Annotated in this window: 13 protein-coding genes and 1 riboswitch; of the genes, 9 read left to right on the top strand and 4 right to left on the bottom strand. The window is 67.2% G+C overall.

What is annotated here, in order from left to right:
• Window positions 1-296: 296 nt before the first annotated feature.
• Window positions 297-1,508, top strand: a complete 1,212-nt coding sequence (gene metK / locus ACZK4H_RS03280; protein WP_099553650.1) for a methionine adenosyltransferase — start codon at window positions 297-299, stop codon at window positions 1,506-1,508.
• A 145-nt stretch (window positions 1,509-1,653) separates the two neighbouring features.
• Entirely contained in the window at window positions 1,654-2,160 is a 507-nt protein-coding gene (locus tag ACZK4H_RS03275; protein ID WP_099553699.1) for an acyl-CoA thioesterase, read from the top strand.
• 116 nt (window positions 2,161-2,276) lie between these two features.
• On the opposite strand, the gene ppc is transcribed toward ACZK4H_RS03275, so the two are convergent.
• Window positions 2,277-4,988 (bottom strand): phosphoenolpyruvate carboxylase, encoded by a 2,712-nt coding sequence (ppc, locus tag ACZK4H_RS03270; protein WP_099553648.1) that lies wholly within the window; start codon window positions 4,986-4,988, stop codon window positions 2,277-2,279.
• Between the two features lie 172 nt (window positions 4,989-5,160).
• Window positions 5,161-7,677, bottom strand: coding sequence for a S9 family peptidase (locus tag ACZK4H_RS03265; RefSeq protein WP_099553646.1), 2,517 nt, complete (start codon window positions 7,675-7,677; stop codon window positions 5,161-5,163).
• A 120-nt stretch (window positions 7,678-7,797) separates the two neighbouring features.
• A riboswitch (S-adenosyl-L-homocysteine riboswitch) is annotated at window positions 7,798-7,881 on the top strand.
• A 36-nt stretch (window positions 7,882-7,917) separates the two neighbouring features.
• Between ACZK4H_RS03265 and ahcY the strand changes: the two genes are divergently transcribed.
• The 3 genes from ahcY to ACZK4H_RS03250 all read left to right on the top strand — a co-directional run bounded on the left by ahcY (window position 7,918) and on the right by ACZK4H_RS03250 (window position 10,537).
• Window positions 7,918-9,363 (top strand): adenosylhomocysteinase, encoded by a 1,446-nt coding sequence (gene ahcY / locus ACZK4H_RS03260; protein ID WP_004154241.1) that lies wholly within the window; start codon window positions 7,918-7,920, stop codon window positions 9,361-9,363.
• Window positions 9,364-9,578: 215 nt separating this feature from the next.
• Window positions 9,579-10,052, top strand: coding sequence for a Cys-tRNA(Pro) deacylase (gene ybaK, locus ACZK4H_RS03255; RefSeq protein ID WP_099553644.1), 474 nt, complete (start codon window positions 9,579-9,581; stop codon window positions 10,050-10,052).
• Window positions 10,052-10,537 (top strand): hypothetical protein, encoded by a 486-nt coding sequence (locus ACZK4H_RS03250; protein ID WP_099553642.1) that lies wholly within the window; start codon window positions 10,052-10,054, stop codon window positions 10,535-10,537. The genes ybaK and ACZK4H_RS03250 overlap by 1 nt, the downstream gene beginning before the upstream one ends.
• Before the next feature lie 104 nt (window positions 10,538-10,641).
• Here ACZK4H_RS03250 and ACZK4H_RS03245 read toward each other — a convergent pair whose 3' ends face one another.
• Together ACZK4H_RS03245 and ACZK4H_RS03240 are read right to left on the bottom strand one after the other, a co-directional pair.
• Complete coding sequence (locus ACZK4H_RS03245) at window positions 10,642-11,259, bottom strand: energy transducer TonB (protein WP_099553640.1); 618 nt, start codon at window positions 11,257-11,259, stop codon at window positions 10,642-10,644.
• A 120-nt stretch (window positions 11,260-11,379) separates the two neighbouring features.
• On the bottom strand, window positions 11,380-11,937 hold the full coding sequence (locus ACZK4H_RS03240; protein WP_099553638.1) for a DUF3228 family protein: 558 nt from the start codon (window positions 11,935-11,937) through the stop codon (window positions 11,380-11,382).
• A gap of 106 nt (window positions 11,938-12,043) precedes the next feature.
• Between ACZK4H_RS03240 and ACZK4H_RS03235 the strand changes: the two genes are divergently transcribed.
• Genes ACZK4H_RS03235 through ACZK4H_RS03220 form a run of 4 tightly spaced genes read left to right on the top strand, consistent with a single transcriptional unit; the run spans window position 12,044 to window position 16,633 of the window.
• Complete coding sequence (locus ACZK4H_RS03235; protein ID WP_099553636.1) at window positions 12,044-13,174, top strand: type 1 glutamine amidotransferase domain-containing protein; 1,131 nt, start codon at window positions 12,044-12,046, stop codon at window positions 13,172-13,174.
• Between the two features lie 2 nt (window positions 13,175-13,176).
• Window positions 13,177-13,866 carry a response regulator transcription factor gene (locus tag ACZK4H_RS03230; protein WP_099553635.1) on the top strand — a complete coding sequence of 230 codons (690 nt, stop codon included), beginning with the start codon at window positions 13,177-13,179 and terminating at the stop codon, window positions 13,864-13,866.
• Window positions 13,863-15,155: a sensor histidine kinase gene (locus tag ACZK4H_RS03225; RefSeq protein ID WP_099553632.1), complete on the top strand. Its 1,293-nt coding sequence runs from the start codon at window positions 13,863-13,865 to the stop codon at window positions 15,153-15,155. Before ACZK4H_RS03230 ends, ACZK4H_RS03225 begins: the two co-directional genes overlap by 4 nt.
• Window positions 15,152-16,633 (top strand): amidohydrolase family protein, encoded by a 1,482-nt coding sequence (locus ACZK4H_RS03220; RefSeq protein ID WP_099553630.1) that lies wholly within the window; start codon window positions 15,152-15,154, stop codon window positions 16,631-16,633. The genes ACZK4H_RS03225 and ACZK4H_RS03220 overlap by 4 nt, the downstream gene beginning before the upstream one ends.
• Window position 16,634 lies beyond the last annotated feature (1 nt).

Raw genomic sequence — 16,634 nt, 5'->3', positions numbered from 1 at the left:
ATTGGCCGACAGCCTGCGCCCGGCAGACGGCAGCCAGATGGCGGTTCTGGGGCAGAACGATGACGGTCGACCCTGCCGGAGCGGGGCCGCAACCGACCCCCTGGCCACCCGGCCCGTTGTCACGCTGGTGGAACACTGGGCCTCGAGGCTGGGGCCCAATCCCGTCAGGACGGCCCTTGCCGGGCCTACGCGGGCTTAACCACCGGCAACCGGTACAGGTTCACAATGCACAGGCGGCGCACCCCGTGTATCATGCGCGCCCATCTTTCCATCCGAATCAAGGGATATTACGCCTGATGTCCAGCTATCTCTTCACCTCCGAGTCGGTCTCCGAAGGCCATCCGGACAAGGTTGCCGACCAGATCTCCGATGCGGTGCTGGACGCGATCCTGACCCAGGACCAGCGCGCCCGCGTGGCCTGCGAGACCATGGTCAAGACCGGTGTTGCCATTGTCGCCGGTGAAATCACCACCAGCGCCTGGATCGACCTGGAAGCGCTGACCCGCAAGGTCATCACGGACATCGGCTACGACAGCTCCGACGTCGGCTTCGACGGCGCCACCTGCGGCGTGCTGAACCTGATCGGCAAGCAGTCGCCGCACATCGCCCAGGGCGTGGATCGCAAGAAGCCGGAAGAAATGGGCGCTGGCGACCAGGGCCTGATGTTCGGCTATGCCACCAACGAGACCGACAGCTACATGCCGGCCGCGATCCACCTGTCGCACCGCCTGGTCGAGCAGCAGGCCAAGATCCGCAAGAAGAAGAACTCGCCGCTGTCGTGGCTGCGCCCGGACGCCAAGAGCCAGGTCACCCTGCGCTATGAAAACGGCGTGGTCTCGGCCATCGACGCCGTGGTCCTGTCGACCCAGCACGCCCCGGGCATCAAGCAGAAGGACCTCATCGAGGCCGTCCGCGAAGAGATCATCAAGCCGGTGCTGCCGGCCAAGTGGCTGCACAAGGGCACCAAGTTCCACATCAACCCGACCGGCAAGTTCGAGATCGGCGGCCCGGTGGGCGACTGCGGCCTGACCGGCCGCAAGATCATCGTCGACACCTACGGCGGCTGGGCCCGTCACGGTGGTGGCGCCTTCTCCGGCAAGGACCCGTCCAAGGTCGACCGTTCGGCAGCCTACGCGGCCCGCTACGTCGCCAAGAACGTGGTTGCCGCCGGCCTGGCCGACCGCTGCGAAGTGCAGGTCTCCTACGCCATCGGCGTGGCTGAGCCGACCTCGATCTCGGTCACCACCTTCGGCACCGGCAAGATCAGCGACGACAAGATCGAGAAGCTGATCCGCAAGCACTTCGACCTGCGCCCGTACGGCATCATCAAGATGCTGGACCTGGTGCACCCGATGTACCAGCAGACCGCGGCCTATGGCCACTTCGGCCGCAAGCCGAAGGAGTTCAGCTACCTCAACGGCGAAGGCGAGACCGTCAGCGCCACGGCCTTCTCCTGGGAGAAGACCGACCGCGCCGCCGCCCTGCGCGCCGATGCGAAGCTGAAGTAAGAAACACGAAGGGCCGCGCAAGCGGCCCTTCCGCTTTCTGTAGAGCCGAGCCATGCTCGGCTTTCTTTTTGCCTCCGGGCCAGGCCAATGCAGTCGAGCATGGCTCGACTCTACAAGGGCGATGCGCGCCCGATACAATCGCCGCATGTCGACCGAACTCAAAACCCACCAGCTGTCCATGACCGTGCTGATGTCGCCGGAGATGGCCAATTTCTCCGGCAAGGTCCACGGCGGCGCCGTCCTGCGCCTGCTCGACCAGGTGGCCTACGCCTGTGCCAGCCGCTATGCCGGCAGCTACGTGGTCACCCTGTCGGTGGACCAGGTGATGTTCCGCCAGCCGATCGCAGTGGGCGAACTGGTCACCTTCCTGGCCTCGGTGAACTACACCGGCACCTCGTCGATGGAGATCGGCATCAAGGTGGTGGCCGAGGACATCCTCAAGCGCAGCGTGCGCCACGCCAACAGCTGCTTCTTCACCATGGTGGCAGTGGACGAGGAAGGCCGGCCGACGCCGGTCCCGCCCTTGCAGCCGGCGACGTCGGACGAGAAGCGCCGCCAGGCCGCGGCGCAGATCCGCCGCCAGCTGCGTCAGGAAATGGAACAGCGCCATCTGGAACTGCTGGCATCGAATCCGCCGTCGCCGGAGGAATGAGGTAGTGCCGGCCGCTGGCCGGCAACCTCGCGCGCGCTGCCAGACATCATGAGGTTGCCGGCCAGCGGCCGGCACTACCATTTCGAACTCGCCGGGCCATGCCCGGCGGATGCGGATCAACCGGTGTTCTGCACGCCCTGCGAAACACCGTTCACGCACGCCACCAGCGCACGCAGCAGATCGTCATCCTCGCGACCGCTGGCCCGCCAGCGCTGCAGCAGATCCACCTGCAGCACGCTGATCGGATCGACGTAGGGATTACGCAGGCGGATCGACAGCGCCAGCCGCGCATCGTGGTCCAGCAGTGTCTTCTGGTCCATCAATGCCAGCAGCCAGTGCCGGGTGAGTTCCAGTTCGCGCTGCACCTGCGGGAAGAAGCGCCCGTGCAGGTCGCCCGACAACAGCGAGAACTGCTCGGCGATGGTGATATCGCCCTTGGACAGCACCATCGCGATGTCGTCCAGGAAGGTGCGGAAGAACGGCCAGTCACGCGCCATTTCGCGCAGGGTCTGTTCGTGGCCGGCATCAACCGCCGCCTGCAGGCCACTGCCCACGCCGTACCAGCCGGGAATCACCGCCCGCGCCTGGCTCCAGGCAAACACCCAGGGAATCGCACGGAGGTTGCCCAGCCCGGCGTCCTGGCCGAGCCGGCGCGATGGCCGCGAGCCCAGCGTCATGCGTTCGATCACGTCGATCGGCGTGGCGGTGCGGAAGTAGTCCATGAAACCGGCCTGGCCGACGAAGCCACGGTAGACCTCGCTGCTGGCCGCAGCCACCGCGTCCATCACCGGTCGCCAGTCACCCTCGCGCGGCTCGGCGGCGCGCGGGCGCAGGCTGGCGCGCAGCACCGCACCGGTGGCCTGCTCCAGCGAGCGCAGGGCCAGCGCACGGATGCCGTACTTGCGATGGATCACCTCGCCCTGCTCGGTCACCCGCAGGCGGCCATCAATGCTGCCGCGCGGCGACGCATCGACCGCGTGCGTGGTCTTGCCACCGCCACGGCTGATCGAGCCGCCACGGCCATGGAAGAAGGTCAGCCGGATGTCGGCCTCGGCCGCCACTTCCAGCAGTTCCACCTGTGCACGCTGCAGGCCCCAGCGCGAGGCCGCGATACCGCCGTCCTTGCTGCTGTCCGAATAGCCGAGCATCACCATCTGCACGTCGTCGCGTGCTTGCAGGTGCGCGCGATAGATGGGGTCGGCCAGCAGGTCACGCAGGGTCGCGGTGCCGCGCTTGAGATCATCCACCGTCTCGAACAGAGGGGCGATGTCCAGCGGCACTGCACCGCCCTCGTCTACCAGGCCGCCACGGCGTGCCAGCGCCAGCACCGCCAGCACGTCGCTGCGGTCGTGCGCCATCGAGATGATGTAGCTGCCCAGCGCATCGCTGCCATGCCGCGCACGCGCATCGGCCAGCGCGGCGAACACCGCATCCAGCCGCTGGTTGCCCTCGTCGTCGCCGTTGGGCAATGCCGTTTCACCGCTGGCATGCGGGCTCAGCAGCCGCGCACGGCCCACCGCATCCAGCGCCTGCCAGGCCTCCTCGCCGCCCAGCACGGCGGCCAGTGCGCGCGCATGCACGCTCGACTCCTGGCGCACATCCAGCCGCGCCAGATGGAAACCGAACGTCTTCACCCGCCACAGCAGGCGCTGCACGGCAAAGCCGCCGGCATGTTCGCCGCGATTGGCGCGCAGGCTGTCGAGGATCAGCTGCAGGTCGTCGATCACTTCGGCGGGGCCAGCGTAGGCACCCTCGCCATCGTCCAGCGTCGCCTGCAGGCGTGCGCGCATGCGGTCGTTGAGCAGGCGGTACGGCATGTCGGCGTGGCGCGGGCGCGACTGCACCTGCGGCAGCAGCTGCTGGTACTGCACCACGCGCGCCTGCAGCGCATCGTTCACGCCCACCCGCTCGGTGGACTGGCTGAGCAGGCTGGCCAGCTGCAGCAGTTCCTTCTGGTAGCGCCCGAGCACCGCCTGCCGCTGCGCATCCAGCGTATTGCGGATGGTGTGGGCATCCACGTTCGGGTTGCCGTCCATGTCGCCGCCCACCCACGTACCGAAGCGCAGCAGGCGCGGCAGCGGCAGTTCTTCGCCGTAGGTATCGCGCAGTGCCTGCTGCAGCGATTCGTACAGCACCGGAATCACCCGGTACAGCACCTGCACCAGATAGAAGCCGACGTGCTCGCGCTCGTCATCGACGGTAGGCCGCACCGGCGAGGAATCGGTGGTCTGCCACGAAGCGGTCAGCGCCATGCGGAAGCGCGCAGCATCGGCGGCCGCTTCCCCCGGCGTGCGCTGGCCGTCGAGGTTGTCGACCAGGCTGGCCACCATCAGCTGCTCTTTCTCCAGCAGCGCACGGCGCACGGCTTCGGTCGGGTGCGCGGTGAACACCGGTTCGATGTCGATGCGCGGCAGCCACTGCGCCAGCTCATCCAGGCCCACGCCCTGCGCCTTCAGGTGCTGCAGCGCATCCTGCAGGCCGTCGGGCTGCGCCCCAGCGGTACCGGCGCGCTGGTAGTCACGGCGGCGGCGGATGCGATGCACGCGCTCAGCGATGTTGACCACCTGGAAGTAGGTGCTGAAGGCCCGCACCATGGTCTCGGCCTGCTGCGGCGTGCGCCCGGCCAGGCCATCGGCCAGCTCCGACAGCGGCGCCTGGTTTTCGCGGCGGGCGATGGCACGGGTGCGCACGTCTTCGACATCGTCGAGGAAGGCGGCGGAGACCTGCTCAACCAGCAGGTCGCCGACCAGTGCGCCAAGCCGGCGCACGTCATCGCGGAGCGGAAGATCGGGAGAAGCAAATTCGATGCTGCTGCGGTACTCGTTCATCGGCGACGCACAGGCCTCGGTCAACGGATCCAGGCCCCAAGCCTATCCCAGATCGGGCGTCGTGCTGCGATGCAAAAATGGTTTCATCTGGTAGTGCCGGCCGCTGGCCGGCAACCTCAGGTTGCATGGCTCCATGAGGTTGCCGGCCAGCGGCCGGCACTACCGGGTCACGTCAGCGCTTCTTCTTCGCCTTGCCCTGCTCGGCCGGGCCGATGGTATGCTCCAGCCAGCGCTCGCTCTCAGCCAGCATGGTCATGATCGATTCGCGTGCGCGATAGGCATGCGATTCGTTCGGCAGCATCACCAGCCGCGCGGTGCCACCCAGGCCCTTCACCGCCGCGAACATGCGCTCGCTCTGCATCGGGAACGTGCCGGAGTTGTTGTCGTCCACGCCGTGGATGAAGAGGATCGGATCCTTGATCTTGTCGGCGTAGTTGAACGGCGCCATCTTCTGGTAGACGTCCTGCGCCTGCCAGTAATTGCGTTCCTCGGCCTGGAAACCGAACGGCGTGAGTGTGCGGTTGTAGGCGCCGCTGCGGGCGATGCCGGCCTTGAACAGGCGGGTGTGCGCCAGCAGGTTGGCGGTCATGAACGCACCGTAGGAATGGCCGCCGATGGCGATGTGATCGCGATCGGTCACGCCACGACGCACCACTTCATCCACCGCTGCCTGCGCGTTGGCCACCAGCTGTTCGATGTAGGTGTCGTTCGGCTCCTTGTCGCCCTCACCGATGATCGGCATCGACGGGCTGGCCAGAACCACATAACCCTTGGCCAAGAACGCCTGCGGGCCCCAGTAGCTGACCGCATTGAAGCGGTACGGCGAATCGGTCACCTGGCTGGCCGCAGCCGCGCTCTTGAACTCGCCCGGGTAGGCCCACATCAGCAACGGTCGCGGGCCGTCGCGCTTCGGGTCGTAGCCCGGCGGCAGCAGCAGGGTCGCGGTCAGGTCGACGCCGTCCTTGCGCTTGTAGCGGATCTGCTCCTTCTGCACGCCCTTCAGCTGCGGCAGCGGATGGGCGAAGTGGGTCAATGCGCGCGGCTGGGTGGCCGCATCGGCCAGCGACTGCACGTAGAAGTTGGCCGGCTCGTCCGGGCTCTCGCGGCTCAGCAGCAGCGAGCTGCCCTGGTTGTCCAGCAATGCCACCGGCAGCGAGTAGCTCGGCGCCTGCGAGTGGAACAGGCGGGTGGCCTTGCCACTGGCGATGTCGAAGCGGTCCACGAACGGACGGTCACCTTCCGGCGATGCACCGGCACCGGCCAGATACAGGCTGCTGCCATCGGCGCTGGTCTGCAGCAGCGAGCGACCACGATCGTCGCTGGACAACTGCGGACGGCCCGGATCGGAATAGCGGTCCTGCGCGTCACGATCCCACAGCAGGCGAGGCTCGGCACCGGCGTTGTCCGGGGCGATCAGCCAGGTCTTGGTCCTGCGGGTCTTCCACCACGACTCGGTCAGCAGGGCCAGGTCACCGCGGCCCCAGCTGATGCTGGCCAGGCGGCTGCCAAGCTGGGCCAGGGTGACCGGCGGTTTGTCGAACGGGGCGGCCTGCATCAGCACCGCATCGCGCACCTTGGCCTCCCTGTTCGGGTCGCCGCCGTCCTGCGCTTCGGCCCAGACCAGGGTGGCATCGGCATCGCCGCGCCAGCGGATGTCACGCACGCCGGTCACTTCGGCGTCGTTGCCGGTCGGCAAACCTTCCACCAGCGGGCGCACGGCCACGGTGTGCACCAGCTTGCCGCTGGCACGGTCGATCACTTCAATGCGTCGCGGGAAGCTGTCCACCGGCACCACGTAGGAATACGGGCGCTGCACCGGCTGGCGCAGCACGAAGCGGCCATCCGGCGACACTGCAAAGCCCATGAAGATGCCGGCCGCGCCGATCGCGCGGGTGCTGCCATCCAGGCTGACTTCCATCGGCTGGGTGGTGGCGTAGTAATCGAACTGGCGCGCGTCGGCCTCGTTCTTCAGCAGGTCCTGGTAGGTACGGATCGACACCACGCCGCCGCCCTGGCTGGTCTGCTGCACGGCCGGGCCGGTCGGAATGCCGTCGGCGGCCGGGGCCGCACCGAGGTTGGCCGGGCGGGTGAACACCACCAGGCCGCGGCTGTCCGGAAGCCACTGGTAGCCGCTGCCGATCACCGTGTTCAGGCCGGCAACCAGGCGGCGGGCACTGCCACCGGCCACGTCCACCAGCCACAGTTCATTGGCGCCACTGGCGGCGTCGATCTGGTTGAAGGCCAGCCACTTCTGGTCCGGCGACCACATCACACTGGCAATCGACAGCTTGGCCGGCAGGCCGCTGATCTGCCGCTCCTTGCCGTCGGCCACGTTCATCAGCCACAGCTTCTCGCCGAAGCTGAAGCGGCTGTCGGAGAACGTGCGCGGGTTGATGCGCAGGCCGGCCAGCTTCAGTTCCGGCTGCGCCACCACCTGGATCGAAGGCAACGACGGCATCTGCATCATCGCGGCCACGTCGCGGCGCGGCGACAGGTACAACGAGGGCGCACGGGGCGCATCCACCACCGCCTGCAGCGCGGCCGACGGCAGTTCGTAGCCGTTGACGCCCTGGGCCTGTGCGGCCGCGGGCTGCGGCGATGCCGCCCAGGCCAGCGGGGCCACCGCCAGCAGTCCCATCGACAGGACCAGGCCGGTCCAGCGCCGGTTGCGGCGCGCGTGCATGTTCATCGTTCCACCTGTGTGATGCGTGAAAACACCGACCTTAACAGGCCGTGCACGCGATCCCACCTGCCGATGGTTGGGTCATCCCGATGTCATGCCGGGGCCGCGATATAATGGGGGTTCTCCCCTGCCGAGGGGCGCTGCGACCGGATCCCATGAGGCCCGGCCAGGCTCGGTAAGGTGGCTTTGTAACAACGGCGCCCGGCTAGATGCGAGCACCCGCTCGCCCACAACCGGAGCACACGAATGAACGCTGTTGCCAAGACCTTCTCCACCGAAGGTGATTACAAGATCCGCGATATCACGCTGGCCGACTGGGGCCGCAAGGAACTGGACATCGCCGAGCACGAAATGCCGGGCCTGATGTCGATCCGCCGCAAGTACCAGGCCGAGCTGCCGCTGAAGGGCGTGCGCGTGACCGGCTCGCTGCACATGACCATCCAGACCGCGGTGCTGATCGAGACCCTGAAGGACATCGGCGCCGACGTGCGCTGGGCCTCGTGCAACATCTTCTCGACCCAGGACCACGCTGCCGCGGCCATCGCCGCCACCGGCACCCCGGTGTTCGCCTGGAAGGGCGAGACCCTGGAAGAGTACTGGGACTGCACCCTGGACGCGCTGACCTTCACCCTGGCCGACGGCACCCTGACCGGCCCGGAGCTGGTGGTGGACGACGGCGGTGACGTGACCCTGCTGATCCACAAGGGCTACGAACTGGAAAACGGCAGTGACTGGGTCAACACCGCCTCGTCCTCGCACGAAGAACAGGTCATCAAGAACCTGCTCAAGCGCGTCGCCAAGGAGCGCCCGGGTTACTGGGGCCGCGTGGTCAAGGACTGGAAGGGCGTCTCCGAAGAGACCACCACCGGCGTGCACCGCCTGTACCAGCTGGCCCAGGCCGGCACCCTGCTGATCCCGGCGATCAACGTCAACGACTCGGTCACCAAGAGCAAGTTCGACAACCTGTACGGCTGCCGCGAGTCGCTGGCCGATGGCCTGAAGCGCGCGATGGACGTGATGCTGGCCGGCAAGGTGGCCGTGGTCTGCGGCTACGGCGACGTCGGCAAGGGCTGCGCCGCCTCGCTGCGTGCTTACGGCGCGCGCGTGATCGTCACCGAGATCGACCCGATCTGCGCCCTGCAGGCGGCGATGGAAGGCTATGAAGTCAACACCATCGAATCGACCCTGGGCCGTGCCGACCTGTACGTCACCACCACCGGCAACAAGGACATCATCCGCATCGAGCACCTCAGCGCGATGAAGGACCAGGCCATCGTCTGCAACATCGGCCACTTCGACAACGAGATCCAGGTCGATGCGCTGGTGTCGTTCGCCGGCATCAAGCACGTCAACATCAAGCCGCAGGTGGACAAGTACATCTTCCCGAACGGCAACGCGATCTTCCTGCTGGCCGAAGGCCGCCTGGTGAACCTGGGCTGCGCCACCGGCCACCCGAGCTTCGTGATGTCCAACAGCTTCGCCAACCAGACCCTGGCACAGATCGACCTGTGGGCGAACAAGGACAGCTACGAGAAGAAGGTCTACCTGCTGCCGAAGAAGCTGGACGAAGAAGTGGCTCGCCTGCACCTGGAAAAGATCGGCGTGAAGCTGACCACCCTGAGCCAGGAACAGGCCGACTACATCGGCGTACCGGTGGAAGGCCCGTTCAAGCCGGACCACTACCGCTACTGATGCCCTGCGCGGTGCCCGCCAGCGGCCGGCACTACCGGTGCATGCAACACACGGAACGGGCGCCTTCGGGCGCCCGTTCTGCGTTCGCGTGTGGTCATACACCACGTATCCACCCAACCCACAGTAGATCCACGCCATGCGTGGATGTTCCCCACCAGAGCGGGGACAACAGCCTCGGTCAAGGCAAGGCCTTCACCCCGCGCTACGATGCGCCCATGACCCCGGCCATCAACCTCCTCAAGCGCGAGAAGATCGCCCACACCGTGCGCAGCTACGTGCACGACGCCCACGCCGAATCGTATGGCGGCGAAGCCGTCGACAAGCTCGGCCTCGATCCGGCCCAGGTGTTCAAGACCCTGCTGGCCAGCACCGAAACCCATGAATTGCTCGTTGCAATCGTGCCGGTGGCCGGCCAGCTGGACCTGAAGGCATTGGCCGAAGCGGCCGGCTGCAAGAAGTGCGAGATGGCTGCTGCTGACGCCGCACAGCGCGCGACCGGTTATCTGGTCGGTGGCATCAGCCCGCTCGGGCAGAAGAAGCGCCTGCGCACCTTCCTGGACGCCAGCGCGCAGGCATTGCCCAACCTGCATGTCAGCGCCGGACGCCGTGGCCTGGAAGTGGAACTGGCACCCACCGATCTGCTGCGGCTGACCGCCGGCCACTACGCCGCGATCGGCAAGGCACGTTGATGCGCTGGCCGTGGTCCGCAACGCCGTCGCCCCGGCTTGAGGATGCTCAGGCCGACGCCCTGCTGCAGGACCTGCTGTCGCGTGACGGCAAACGCATCACCGACGCCGCGCGCACGGTTGCACGGCTGTTCACCGCGTCCTCGCTGGATGCATTGGCCGCGCATGCAGACCTGATCGAACAGCGCTGCCAGGGCGTCGCGCTCGGCGGCATGCTGATCAGCAACCAGGCCCACCTCAAGGCCGCGCTGCAACGATTGCGCTACTGGCAGGCGCGCGAAGGATGCCTGTGCGCACTCAATCCCCGCTACCCGTTCTTCGATCCGCGTCGCCTGATCGAACAAGGGCAGATGCGGCGGCTCTCGTTGCAGGAGGCCGAAGATGGTTGGGGCGATTGCCATACCGTTGCCTGCACGCACTGCAGCCGGCATTGGCAGGCCATCGACCGCGAGTACCACTACCCGTGGTGGGAATGGAACGCCGTCTGAAGGCCAAGCAGCCACGCATGGCGTGGCTCTACTGCGGTCCGTACATCCACGCCACACGTGGACGGCATAGCCTCGCGTTGATCCACGCCATGCGTGGATCCCGTTCAATCCACGAACTCATACCGCATCGGCACGCGAACGATGGTCAGCGCCGGCACCGTGCTTTGGGCATCGCCACGCACGAAATGCCAACCACGCAGCTCTTCCACGGCCGCCTCGTCCAGCACCGCATGGCCACTGGAGGTCTCCACGATCACCGCAGCCACTACGCCGTGCGAATCGATCAGTGCCTTGAGCAGGCTGCGCCCGGAAAGCCCCTGCTCCATGGCTTCGCGTGGATAGCGCGGCAGCTTTCCGCGCGGTTGCATCCAGGGAACACCTTCGCCGGCGAACAGATCCTGGCTGCTACGCGCAGCACATCGCTTCGGTGTGCGCAGCAACAGTGATGGCCGCAGGTTGTCTACCGTCACCTCCGCGGGCGCCTCGCAGGCATGCTGCGTGAGCACTTCCAACATCTGCCGCTGCCGAAGCAGCCCTTGGCTGTCGCTGGCCGTCACCTCGACAAGGCAACGACCGTCGCTGGGCTGCATCGACAGCGCGGTCACCCCGGCATCGCGCAGCCCAGGCAGGGCCGCCAATGGCGCGCACGCGGTGTCGGCAGCGGGCTTGGCCGCCAGCACCGTGGCGGCGGGCAACACGCCAACCAGCAACACCGGAATCATCCTTGCCCAGATATCCATGCCCTGCCCTTTGGGGGGTCTGCCTGCCCCGATCATAGCGGGCGCATGGGGCCGGATGACCGGGCCAGAGCCCAGCGGTGCAGGGGGTCCGACCCAGGCCGGTTACGGCCGCCAGTTGGCGTTGCTTTCCCAGAAGGCGACCGAGCGCTGATAGGCCTCGCGATCCAGCGACACGCCGGAGCCACCCTCCTCCACCCCCAGCGCATTGCGCATCATCGTGATCGGCGCCATCGGCACCTCTTCCGGCTCGGCGGTGTAGATGCAGCCGACGATGCCCCAGTCGGCCTCGATCGGTGAACCTTCCCTGGCCAGCTGTTCGGCGCTGTACAGGATCACCACCAGGTAGTTCGCACGCGGCGATTCCACGCCTTCGAACCAACGCACCAGCACCGGCAGCTCTTCACGATTGCGCGCCTCGTAGCCGCTGCGCAGCAGGTGACGGTTGGCATCGGTAATCGGCACCGTCAGGCAGCGTGTGCTGGTCCAGTTCTCGTAGACGAACAGCTTGCAGAATGGCGCGTAGCCCTCGAGCACCTTCATCGGCGCGTGTGCGTTGAGGTGGGCTTCAAACTGCTCGGCAGTGCAGTCCTGGATGGTGTTGCCGCGCGGCACGCGCGGGAACAGGCGGGGACGGGCGAATTCGGTGAGGACGATGGACATGGCATGCCGCGTACGGAAACAGGCACTCAGGGTAGCGCCCGCAGGGCTTGAAGTCTGCTTCACATCGACCAGCCACCCTGCTGGCACATCCCCTGGAGAACCCTGCATGCGCCGCTTCCGCCACGCCCTGCTGTCTTCGCTCCTTGCCGCTCTGCCCCTGCCCGCTCTGGGCGCGCCTTCACCGCCTGATGCATCGCCACGCGTCCTGTTGGTGGTCAGCAGCGAAGGACGTGATCAGGGCAAGTCCCGTCCGGGCTTCGAGATGGACGAGTTCGCCCAGGCCTGGCTGATCCTCAGGCAGAACGGATTCGAGATCGACGTGGCGAGCCCCAAAGGGGGCGCTGTCGAAGCAGACAAGTACAACCCCGATGAGGCCTTCAATGCCGCTGTCATTGCCGATTCGCAGGCCATGGCCAAGCTGGCGGCAACCCTGCCCACCGCGCAGCTGCGCGCGAACGACTATGAGGGCGTACTGGTGATTGGCGGCAAGGGCGCGATGTTCGATCTTCCCGCCGATCCCGCGCTGCGCGACACGATTGCCGCCATATGGGAATCGGGCGGGCTGGTGGCGGCGGTCTGCCATGGTCCGGCGGCGCTGGCAGGGGTACGCCTGGCCGATGGACGCTCTCTGGTGGACGGCCGCGCCATGACCGGCTTCACGGAAGAGGAAGAGTCGTTGTTCGGCAAGCGCTGGGCGAAGGAGTTCACCTTCCAGCTTGAACCGCGCATGCGGGAGCTGGGCGCACACTGGCAGGAGGCACCGCTGATGATGCCCAAGGTCGTAGTCGATGGACGCCTGCTGACCGGTCAGAACCCGTTCTCGACCGCTGCACTGGCTGACGCCTTCGTGCGCGCCAGCGGGCGTGTGCCACTGGCACGCCAGGCATGGCGCGATGAACGCAGCATGGCGCTGGTGGAGCAGCACCTGCAGCAGCGCGATGGGCAGGCGGCGCGAATACTGGCACAGCGCCCGTCCGACCATCACGTCGAGCTGATCGGCATGCTGGGCTTCTACCAGCTGAAAGCGGCAAAGGACGCCACTGCAACCACCGACGCGCTGGCCATCATGCAGCTGGCCAGCCCGCATATGGACGAGCCAAGGCTGCAGGTCGCGATGGCAGAAGCACACTGGCGCCTGGGCCGGACCGATCTGGCCCGTTCGCAGGTACTGGCTGTGCTGGAAAAGCAGCCCGGTCTGGACGAAGCTAGCGCTCTCCTGGCCCGCATGCAGCCCTGACCATGGACGCCGAGCGCCTGCGCCTGCAGTTGATTGAAGACAACCTGCCGTTGGCATCGACCATCGTCGACATGCTGCAGTCGCACGGCCATCTGGTCGATTTCGCCGCCGACGGCCAGGCTGGCCTGCGTCTGGCGCTGGCGTCACCGCCGGATGTACTGCTGCTGGATATCGGGCTGCCCGGCATCGACGGCGTCACCATCTGCCAGAGACTGCGTGAATGCAGCGACCGGCACATCCCCGTCCTGATGCTGACCGCACGCGACGCGATTGGTGACAAGTTGCAGGGCTTCGCGGCCGGCGCAGACGACTATCTGGTCAAGCCGTTCGATGACGCGGAGCTGCTTGCCCGCTGCCTCGCCCTCGCCCGTCGCCACCGCGTTGGCCAGGCGAACCTGCTGCAGGTGGGCCCGCTGAGCATCGATCGCCGCAGCGGCCAGGCATCGCGTGCGGGCACGCCGCTGGAGTTGCCACAGGTGGCGCAACGCATCCTGCTCATTCTGGCCGAGGCGTGGCCACGCACCGTCACCCGCAGCGAGCTGGTGCAGCGGTTGTGGGGCGATGAAGCGCCGCCCTCCGATCCACTGCGCTCGCATCTCTACCTGCTGCGCCAGGCGCTGGACAAGCCGTTCGAAGGCGAGATGCTGCGCACCGTTCACGGCGTCGGCTTCCGCTTGGAGGCAGCGCCATGAAAGCACGCCCGGTCCAGCACCTGCGCCGCCGCCTCGCCGTCGCCTTTACTGCGTTCGCCCTGCTCATCGCCACGGTGTTCGGGCTGTACTCGCTGGTTTTCATGTATGCCGTCGAGGACAGCCTGTTCAATGCCCAGCTGGCGCGCGAAGCTCAGGCACAGCTTGCCCACCATGCGCGCGATGGTCGCTGGCGCACGCCGGCCGACGCCGCCGTCCAGCTGCATGCCTCACCGTCGACATTTCCCGCCGACCTGCACCGGGTGTTCGCCGATGAACCCTGGCGCTCGGAATTCGCTGGCGATGACGGGCGCCATTACCATCTCTTGCGGCTCACGCCAGCGGCATCGGCCCCACCGGCGTGGCTGGTGTCTGAAGTCAGCAGCCAACTGGTGGTACGGCCGATCCGCGACAACGTGGTGATGCTGCTTGCCGGCACTGCGCTGGTGATGGTGCTGTTGGCGATCCTGCTCGGCAGGTGGCTGGCCCATCGCGTCACACGCCGGCTGTATGCGCTGGTCGAAGAGGTCGAGATACTGCAGCCGATGACCGGCCACGGCACGGAACTTGCCGCACGCTTCGATGGCGACGAGATCGGCGTGCTGGCACGTGCGCTGGACGGACTGTCGGCACGGGTCGCCGCCTTCGTCGCGCGCGAGCATGCGTTCACCCGTGATGCCAGCCATGAACTGCGCACTCCGCTGACCGTCATCTCCAGCGCGGCGGGCCAACTGCTCGGCGAACCCGGGTTGTCGGAGCGCGGCCGGCAGCACGTGCAGCACATCCGCCTGTCTGCACTGCAGCTGCAACGGGCTGTGACCGCGCTGCTGGCCCTGGCGCGCGAGGAACCCGCAGGTCACTGCGCCGGGCCGGTCAGGCTGGTTCCGCTGCTGGAACGTGTGATTGTCGAACAGTCGCCCTTGCTGGCGTCGCGGCCGGTGCAGGTACAGCTTGTGGTACCCGACGACGCCACGCTGCGTGCTCCCGAGGCGGCGCTGCACGTGGTACTGGCCAACCTGATCGGCAATGCCTTCGCACACACCGCCCATGGGCAGGTGCTGATCGCGTTGGACGCAGGACACCTGCTGGTGCATAACACCACAGACACCACACCATCGCTGGGCAATTGGCCCGAACCACGCCCGTTCGACAAGCGCGCGGGAAGCAGGGGCAGCGGATTGGGCCTGGAAATCATGCGGCGGCTGTGCAGTCACTATGGTCTGCACCTGGACATCCGGGTCGAACGCGATGGTGTCAGTGCACGCCTGCGCGGCCAGGCCAGCGGCCCATGAGGCGCCTGCTGCGCGCACTGCTGGCGGCCCTGCCGGTGCTGCCCTTGGCCTTCGTGGCGGCGCTGCTCTGGCCCCTGCGCGGAGCACCGCTGCCGGAGGCGGGCAACAGCCGCGTGATCGCCAACGTGCGGGTGGTGGACATCGCGCGCGGGCAGGCCAGCGAACCCACCACGGTGACTGTGCGCAACGGCCTCATCACCGCCATCGGCGAAGACGCACATGACGCGGCATTGCCCGTGCTTGATGGCGGTGGCCGCTGGCTGTTGCCGGGCTTCTGGGACATGCACACCCATGCGCTGCAACTGTCACCGCAGTTGCAGTTCCCGCTGATGCTGGCCAACGGCATCACTGGTACCCGCGACATGATGGACTGCCCGCAGGCTACCGATCCGCTGATCGCCTGCGTGGCCGACAAGCGCCGCTGGACCGCACAGGCCATTGCCGGGCAGCAGGTTGCACCGCGCTTCGTGCAGATCGCCAGTTTCTACTTCGAAGATCCGTCACTCGCGCCGGATGCCGCGGCTGCGCGTGCACGCACGTACAGCGCACGCGGTGTCGACGCGCTGAAGGTCTACAACCGGCTGCGTGCGGATACCTACCAGCGGCTGGCCACCGAGGCGCAGCAGCTGCGCCGTCCGCTGGTCGGCCACCTGCCCAGGGCCGTGCCTCTGGAAGACGCGATGCAGGCAGGCCAGCGCAGCTTCGAACACGCCCATCTGTTCGTGCGGCATTGCTTCGAAAACGCAGCCGCCTGGCGTGGCGGCGCGCTCGACGGCGAAGACCCGACCAAACTGGCCGAACGTATGGTGGCCAGTCACCAGCCCGCGCTCTGCAACAAGGCGTTCGGTTTGATGCAGGCCAGCGGTGCCGCGTTCGTACCGACCCATGTCACCCGCGAAGAGGACGTGCGCGCACGCGACCCCGCCTTCGCCGACGACCCGCGCCTGGCCTATCTGGATCCGCTCTCACGCTGGGCGTGGCGTGATGACCTGCAGGCCACCGTGGCGCGCTACCCCGGCCCGCGCGGTGAAACTGCATTGAAGGCCTACTTTGAGCATGGCCTGGTGCTCACCGGCGCCGCGCATCGCGCAGGCGTCCCCGTGCTGGTCGGTACCGATACCGGGTTGGGCGGCTTCCGCTACCACGATGAACTGCAATGGCTGCGGCACGCCGGCATGAGCCGGGCCGACGTACTGCGTGCGGCCACGCTGCAGGCCGCGCGTCATCTGCAGCTGCAGGCATCACATGGCAGCGTCGAGGTCGGCAAGGCCGCCGATCTGGTGCTCCTCGATGGCGACCCGCTGCAGGACACCGCAAACACCCGTCGCATCCACGCGGTGCTGCTGGCCGGCCACCTGTACGATCGCCCGCGGCTGGATGCCCTGCTGGCGTATGCGCGTTCACAGGCACGCTCACCAGCGGTGATGGCGCGCCTGCTGTGGGGCTTCCTCACCAGCCCGGTCAGCGCCGAGCTGTAGC

The sequence above is a fragment of the Stenotrophomonas sp. 78350_Sma genome (assembly GCF_056482105.1).
The sequence above is the reverse complement of the archived record's forward strand: the minus strand, read 5'-3'. Positions and strand labels throughout refer to the sequence as shown.

Coding starts and splice junctions, on each gene's coding strand:
- metK (WP_099553650.1), top strand. CDS start 297: ATGTCCAGCTATCTCTTCACCTCCGAGTCGGTCTCCGAAGGCCATCCG.
- ACZK4H_RS03275 (WP_099553699.1), top strand. CDS start 1,654: ATGTCGACCGAACTCAAAACCCACCAGCTGTCCATGACCGTGCTGATG.
- ppc (WP_099553648.1), bottom strand. CDS start 4,988: ATGAACGAGTACCGCAGCAGCATCGAATTTGCTTCTCCCGATCTTCCG.
- ACZK4H_RS03265 (WP_099553646.1), bottom strand. CDS start 7,677: ATGAACATGCACGCGCGCCGCAACCGGCGCTGGACCGGCCTGGTCCTG.
- ahcY (WP_004154241.1), top strand. CDS start 7,918: ATGAACGCTGTTGCCAAGACCTTCTCCACCGAAGGTGATTACAAGATC.
- ybaK (WP_099553644.1), top strand. CDS start 9,579: ATGACCCCGGCCATCAACCTCCTCAAGCGCGAGAAGATCGCCCACACC.
- ACZK4H_RS03250 (WP_099553642.1), top strand. CDS start 10,052: ATGCGCTGGCCGTGGTCCGCAACGCCGTCGCCCCGGCTTGAGGATGCT.
- ACZK4H_RS03245 (WP_099553640.1), bottom strand. CDS start 11,259: ATGATTCCGGTGTTGCTGGTTGGCGTGTTGCCCGCCGCCACGGTGCTG.
- ACZK4H_RS03240 (WP_099553638.1), bottom strand. CDS start 11,937: ATGTCCATCGTCCTCACCGAATTCGCCCGTCCCCGCCTGTTCCCGCGC.
- ACZK4H_RS03235 (WP_099553636.1), top strand. CDS start 12,044: ATGCGCCGCTTCCGCCACGCCCTGCTGTCTTCGCTCCTTGCCGCTCTG.
- ACZK4H_RS03230 (WP_099553635.1), top strand. CDS start 13,177: ATGGACGCCGAGCGCCTGCGCCTGCAGTTGATTGAAGACAACCTGCCG.
- ACZK4H_RS03225 (WP_099553632.1), top strand. CDS start 13,863: ATGAAAGCACGCCCGGTCCAGCACCTGCGCCGCCGCCTCGCCGTCGCC.
- ACZK4H_RS03220 (WP_099553630.1), top strand. CDS start 15,152: ATGAGGCGCCTGCTGCGCGCACTGCTGGCGGCCCTGCCGGTGCTGCCC.